Annotated in this window: 6 protein-coding genes; all 6 read right to left on the reverse strand. The window is 72.2% G+C overall.

From position 1 onward, the window contains the following. Window positions 1-12: 12 nt before the first annotated feature. Window positions 13-1,311, reverse strand: a complete 1,299-nt coding sequence (locus VFO68_RS12045; RefSeq protein ID WP_325158320.1) for a serine hydrolase domain-containing protein — start codon at window positions 1,309-1,311, stop codon at window positions 13-15. 408 nt (window positions 1,312-1,719) lie between these two features. Then, on the reverse strand, window positions 1,720-2,580 hold the full coding sequence (locus VFO68_RS12050) for a hypothetical protein (RefSeq protein ID WP_325158321.1): 861 nt from the start codon (window positions 2,578-2,580) through the stop codon (window positions 1,720-1,722). 30 nt (window positions 2,581-2,610) lie between these two features. Further along, complete coding sequence (locus tag VFO68_RS12055) at window positions 2,611-3,393, reverse strand: PIG-L family deacetylase (RefSeq protein ID WP_325158322.1); 783 nt, start codon at window positions 3,391-3,393, stop codon at window positions 2,611-2,613. Window positions 3,394-3,432: 39 nt separating this feature from the next. Continuing rightward, complete coding sequence (locus VFO68_RS12060) at window positions 3,433-4,266, reverse strand: patatin-like phospholipase family protein (protein ID WP_325158323.1); 834 nt, start codon at window positions 4,264-4,266, stop codon at window positions 3,433-3,435. Window positions 4,267-4,275: 9 nt separating this feature from the next. Next, window positions 4,276-5,217, reverse strand: a complete 942-nt coding sequence (locus VFO68_RS12065; RefSeq protein ID WP_325158324.1) for a hypothetical protein — start codon at window positions 5,215-5,217, stop codon at window positions 4,276-4,278. 10 nt (window positions 5,218-5,227) lie between these two features. Then, a partial coding sequence (locus VFO68_RS12070) for an SMC family ATPase (protein WP_325158325.1) occupies window positions 5,228-6,336 on the reverse strand: 1,109 nt, incomplete at its 5' end.

Raw genomic sequence — 6,336 nt, forward strand, 5'->3', positions numbered from 1 at the left:
CGGGGGCCGGCGTCAGGCCACTTCGCGAGCCAGGTCGCGGCGCCGGGCGAGCCGTCCGCCCACCTGCACCCAACCGATTTCGCCATGCCGCGCGTCGCGTATGAAGCGGCCGGTCTGGTCGACTAATCCGGTATCCAGGTCGCGGACCGCGAAAACCAGATCGCGATACAGGACGAGTTCACCGTAAGGCTCGCCATCGACGGTGAGCCGGAGTTTGTCCGCGTGTTGCCGGACCGAATACTCCATCTCACCGTTTCGGTAGCCGCCAACGCATCCGGCGTACTCGGCGAGCGGCACGGTCGGGCTTTCAATCCGCGCGGCACCGTGGTAGTCGCCAATTCGCAGGCCCATCTCGCCCAGCACCGCGACCAACTCGTGCCACATCGGGATGCCGGTGCTGCCGTTGGTGGTCAGCGCCACCACGGTGCCGCTGACCGGCTCGAACCGCAGGTGGCACGAGGTCCCCTCGGCGGTTCCGTCATGCCCGAACCAGACCCGGTCGTCGGTGTCGAACAGCGCGAGGCCGAGGCCCCAACCGTCGGCGACGCCGAACGGCTCGGCTCCCGGCAGGGGCGTGCGCATCTCGGCGAGCACCGCGGCGTCGATCAGACCGCTGTCGTCGTGCCCGGCCAGCAGCCGGCCGAGAACGACCAGGTCGGAGGCGCTGGCCGCGATTGCTCCGGCCGGTGCTTCCACCAGTGCCAACGACTGACGCACCGGACGGATACGGCCGAGCGCGGGGTTGACCGAGTGGCCGGAGGCGGTCTGGCGGCGGGTCGCGGGACCGACCACGAAGCTGGGGGCCAGGCCCAGTGGCTTGAACAGCACCACCTCCATGGCCTCCCACCAGGTCATGCCGGTGACGGCCTCGACGAGGTAGCCGGCGAGCACGTAACCGATGTTGGAGTAGGAGAACGCGCGGCCCGGGCGGTCCAGCGGGTCGAGTTCGCGCAGGCAGTCCAGGACGTGCCGGCGCAGCGACGTGGCGCTCGGATGCTCGCGGTCGGATGGCAGGCCGGAGGTGTGACTGAGCAGGTGGCGCAGGGTCAGCCGGGTCGCGTGGCCACCGGCGCGGCGCAGGTCGGGGAGGTACTCGGTGACCGGGGTGTCCAGGTCGAGATCTCCGTCCGAGACCAGAACCATGGCCAGGGCCGCGGTGAACGTCTTGCTGATGGAGCCGACGGGGATGGTGGATTCCGGCGTCAGCACCCGCCCGTCCCCCCTTTCCTCGACGCCGTAGGCGGCGGTCCAGGACCCGGCCGGGGTGTGCAGGGCCAGCTGGGCCCCCGGCACCGCGGCGGTGCGGGCCAATCGCTCTAACGCATGAGAAAGACAGGCGGTATCCATTGGTCCTCACGTCGGTGGAGAAGTCGGCACAGGTGGAGCTACTCCTCAGTAAAGAACCGAGCCACCTTGGTGGCGAAAGGCGATACCGGGAGCGCCACATGAACTTGCCGTTTTACCCGAGGGTGAAACCTCAGTTTGTTATTGGATCACTGAGACCAAATGTAGACGCGATTCTGGACACTGCGAATCCGCCGAACGGGCCATCATGATATGTGACAAACATGCGTAGTCACTATCCGTCAGGGAACTATTTTGAGATTCTTTCCGGTGCCATGTTTAGAGCCGCGCAAAGCGGGGAACTCCGGTTGACTTTGCCGGATCTGGTAAGCGAAGTGCTCCCACTATCCGGGAAGTGCATGGTAGCGCGCGGGATCAGACTCCGGGAAGCCTGCGCGGCCCGACAAACGCCGCGATCGCGACAAGTACGTAGCCGACGGCCGGTCCGTAGGCGCCGATGCCCAACTCCGCCGTGGAGTCGGTCGCCAGATCGGCCACCGCCGCTACATGGATCGCCGCGAATCCGAGCAGGATCAGACCGGCGACCCGCCGGAACATGGAAACCGCCATTTTCAACGCGAAGATCACGACGACCAGCGCGGCGGCGGCGATGGCCGCGGTGGTGATCTCCTGCCGGCTGAAGTCCAGCGGACCGTCCCCGGTGGCAAGCTCGGCGAACGGCCCGAACCCGTAGCGCAGCACCAGGAAGCCGAGCCCGGCCACGGTCAGCCCGCCCCAGATCATCTTGAGCGCGACCGAGTTCAGCACGCTCGCCAGGGCCAGCAGGATGCTCAGCACGGCCAGCGGGTAGCCGGCCAGGACGACGTACCAGGCGCCGAAGCCGTGCGCGCCGACCTCGGTGGCGAGGTCGAACAACTCGGGCAGGGACAGCGATGCCCCCTGGGCCGCGTCGACCCGCACCCAGGGCAGCACGGTCAGGCAGAGGATCTGGATCGCCAGGCCGAGCCCGGTGAGCAGCAACCCCAACCCCGGCAGCCGCTTCGGCACCAGGCTCGGCCCGGAGGCCGGCCGGGACGGTTGCGGCGCGGGCCGGGACGGCGGCCGGGGCTCCGGACGCTGCCGCACCGGTGCGTCCCGCTCGTAGCCGCGCTCGTGCTCCGGGTACCGGGGACGCTGCGGCGGCTGCGGCTGCGGGTACCGCTGCCCGTAGTCCGGCGGGTACTGGCCGTAGGACTGCTGCGGGTACTGCCGGTACGGGTCACGTGGCTGCGACATGCGCGCACGCTACAGGGTCGGCCCCCGGTTTCAGAGCCCGGCGAGCAGGTCGGTCTCGGTGATCCCGGGGCCCTCCCCGACCCGGATGAACCACTCGGTGCCGAACGCCCGCGCGAAGGCCTCGTCGGGCATGGCCAGGAAGAAGGACTGCTCGCTGATCTGGCTGGCGTGCGCCCGCATCGCCGCGCGCTTGACCTGCAGATAGGGCGTGACGTCGACCGCCGCGGTGATCTCCGACTCGGGCTTGCCGAACGTGCTCGGGTCGATCTCCGGCCCCTCCGCCTCCCCGGCCTCGCCCAGCTCCGCCATCCCGCGCAGCATGTCGTCCCGGTTGATGGTGCTCTGGTACACCCGCGGCGTGCCGGCCAGCTTCGCCGCCAGCATGCCGACCCGGTGCACCTGGATGTGGTCCGGATGCCCGTACTGGCCGTTGTCGTCGTAGCAGGTCAGCACGTCGGCCTGCTCCTGAACCAGGATCGCCGCCAGCTTCGCCGCCGCGTCGTCCACCGGCGCCATCCAGAACGACCCCGGCGCGTCGTTGGTGGCCGTCCCCATCATCCCGGAGTCGACATAGCCGAGGAACTCCACCCGGTGCGCCCCCAGGATGGCCGCCGACGCCTCGGTCTCGGCCACCCGCCGCTCCCAGAGCTGCTCCCCCTCGTCCAGAAAACCGTCCGGAACCTCCCCGTTCTCCCCGCGCGTGGCGACCACCAGCACCACCCGGTGCCCCTCGTCGGCAGCTTTGCGCATGACCCCACCGCAGGAGATGCATTCGTCGTCCGGATGCGCGTGAAAAGACACCAGCGTAGCCATGCCTTCGACGCTACCCGGCCGGCCCGACAAGATCACATCTCAGCCCCACAGCGTGGCGACGGTCGCGGCCAGGTGCTGGCCCTGGGCGCGGCCGGCCCGGGCGGCCGGGGCGCGGGTGGCCGGGTCGAGCACGTCCGGGCCGAAGGCGGCCAGGGACTCCTCGTCCGGGGTGAAGATGGCGGTGCGGGTGCCGGCGTCGGCGAGCTCGGCCGCCTGATCGGCCACCGAGGGGTCGTCGATCGGGGCGATGATCGCCACCACGTCGTGGCCGGCGGCGAGGTCGGCGTTGGCCAGGGAGCGCACGCCACCGTCGACGTAGCGGCGCTCGCCGATGGTGACCGGCGGCCAGACGCCGGGGACGGCGCAACTGGCGGCGACGGCGTCGACCAGCGAGACCCCCGAGTCGCGAGTGAACACCCAGGGGTCACCGGTGTTGGCGTCCACGGCGACGATCGACAACGCGCGGTCCGGCCAGTCGTGCACGGGCAGCCGGGCGGCGATCACGGCACGGCGCTCGGGTTCGGGGACCGACGGGGTGGATAACGCCAGGGCGCCGACCCGGCGGCGCAGTTCGGCGGGATCGCCGATCTCCTCGGCCCAGGCGGCGACGGTCTCGAACAGTTCGCTGACCGGCATTCCGCCCGGGGGCAGTTCGGGAGTCCACAGTGCCGGGTCGACCTGGCGCTGGTACAGGGTTTCCAGCGCGACGCCGGTGCCGACCTGTGCGGCGACAACGGAACCGGCCGAGGTGCCGATCAGCGTTTCCGCGTCGGTCACGTCGTGCCCCTCGGCGGCCAGTCCGGCCAGCATCCCAGTCGTCCACGCGACGCCCGCCACCCCGCCGCCACCCAACACCAACGCTCGTCCGGTCATACCCGGAGCCTATGACGCGGGAGAGCGCAATGAGCGATAGAGCAATGCCGCGTCGCCGAGGCGGTGCCGGAGTTGGCGTTCCAGGCCGCCGATGGGGACCAGGTTCTGCGGCGCGCGCGGGTCCTTGTGCGGGGCGCTGGCCAGCGGCGGAAGGATCCGGCAGGTGAGGTCGGCGAGCGCGGTCACCTCGCCGGCCGGCAGGTCGGGCGAGCACTCCAGACGGACCGTGGCCGACCAGGGGGCGCGGGAACCGCCGGGCAGCCGCAGATACCAGGACCGCCGCTCCCAGGAGGTGCCCATGCCGAACACCGGGCTGCGCTGCCCCGGAGCCAGCCCGGCGACCACGGCGGCCTGCGGCGCGGGCAGGTAGGTCTTGTGGTGTGTCTTGACATAGCCGACGGTGCGCGGCAGGTGGGTGCGGCCGCGCAGCGGCCCGTCGACGACCAGCAGGTCGTCGCCGGTGGCCCCCGCCCGCCACGTCGCGGCCAGCTCGACCTCCAGTTCGGCGAGCCGGTTCTGGACCGCCAGCGACAGCGCGTCCAGCCCGGGCCGGGCGGGACGGAGCCGGTAGGTGGCGTGCGGCGTGACGATGTCCCCGGCGGCCGCCGCCGTGTACAGCCCACGGTCCACCCGCACATCCACGATGGTGGCCGCGCCGTCGCAGCAGACCAGCCCGGCGGCCAGCGACGCGGCGACCGCCGGAACCGGCTGCGGTTCCTCGGTGTGCACCCAGACCCGGGCGTCGATGCGCCGCACGCCGTCCAGGAACAGCACCGCCGGGGGCAGCGCGGCCGCCGTGCCCGGGGTCACCGCCCGCCAGCGGGCGGCCGGCAGCTCCAGGTCGAGGTCCAGGCGCGCGCTCGACTCCCGCTCGTCCATCTCGAGCGCCATCCCGTACCCGGGATCCCACGGGTCGACCGTGTAGGACGTCGGCCGAAGCAGGGCGGTCATATCACCACCCTCACATCCCGACCCGGCGCAGCCGGGACGACGCGCCGTCGCGGCTGACCGCGAACTGCACCGGCACCCGTTCGGCCAGCGCCGGGACGTGGGTGACGATGCCGACCATCCGGTCGGTCTCCTGCGCCAGCCGCTCCAGCGTGCTGGCCACGGTGTCCAGCGTGGACTCGTCGAGCGTGCCGAAGCCCTCGTCGAGGAACATCGAGTTCAGGTCGCGCCGGCCGCCGGACAGCCCGACGACCTGATGGGACAGGGCGAGCGCGAGAGCGAGCGAAGCCTGGAAGGTCTCACCGCCGGACAGCGTGTTCACCGGTCGCCGGGTGCCGGCGTCGTTGTGGTCCACCACGAACAGCTCGTTGCGCGCGCCGCGGTGCAGCTCGTACTGCCCGCCGGAGAGCTGCATCAGGGTCTGCGACGCCTCCAGCACCAGTGACTCCAGCGCCTCGGCGCACAGCCAGCGTTCGAACCCGTCCGAGCGCAGCAACTGCCCGAGCAGCTCGGCGACCTGATGGTCGGCCCGGTGCCGTTCGACCTCAGCGGCCAGCGCCGCCGCCCGCTGTGCCCGCTCCCGGGTCTCGGCCAGGTCGCGCGCGGCCCGCTCCCGGTGCCGGGCCAGCGCGACCTGCGCCTGGCCGGCATCGGCGACGTCCACGCCGGTGCGCTCCAGCAGCCCGACCAGCCCGGTGGCCGCCGCGGTGCCCCGGGACCGCAGGTCCCGTTCGGCCGACTCCAGCTCGGCGACCTGGCCGGACAGCTCCACGCGCCGGTCATCGGCCCAGGCCAGCAGGTCCCGCCAGGCGGTCGCCAGGTCGGCGCCGTCCACCGCGGGCGCGCCGAGCGCGACGACGGCGTCGCGCCGGTCCCGCAGCGCCGACCAGGCCTGCTGCTCCTCCGCGCGCAGCGCGTCCCGCTCGGCCCTGGCCTGCTCGACCGCTCGGCGGGCGGCGCCGGCCGCGGTCCGGGCGCGGTCCGCCGCGCTCTCCGCGGCCTGCCGGTGTTCCAGCGCCGCGTCGACCTCATCGGCGGGCGGCGCGCCGCGCAGTTCGGCCGCCAGCTCCTCGGCCAGCCGCCCGGCTGCGCCGACCTCGGCCCGCGCCTCGGCGGCGGCCC

Source organism: Actinophytocola sp., from assembly GCF_035712165.1.
Classification (GTDB): Bacteria; Actinomycetota; Actinomycetes; order Mycobacteriales; family Pseudonocardiaceae; genus DASYTH01.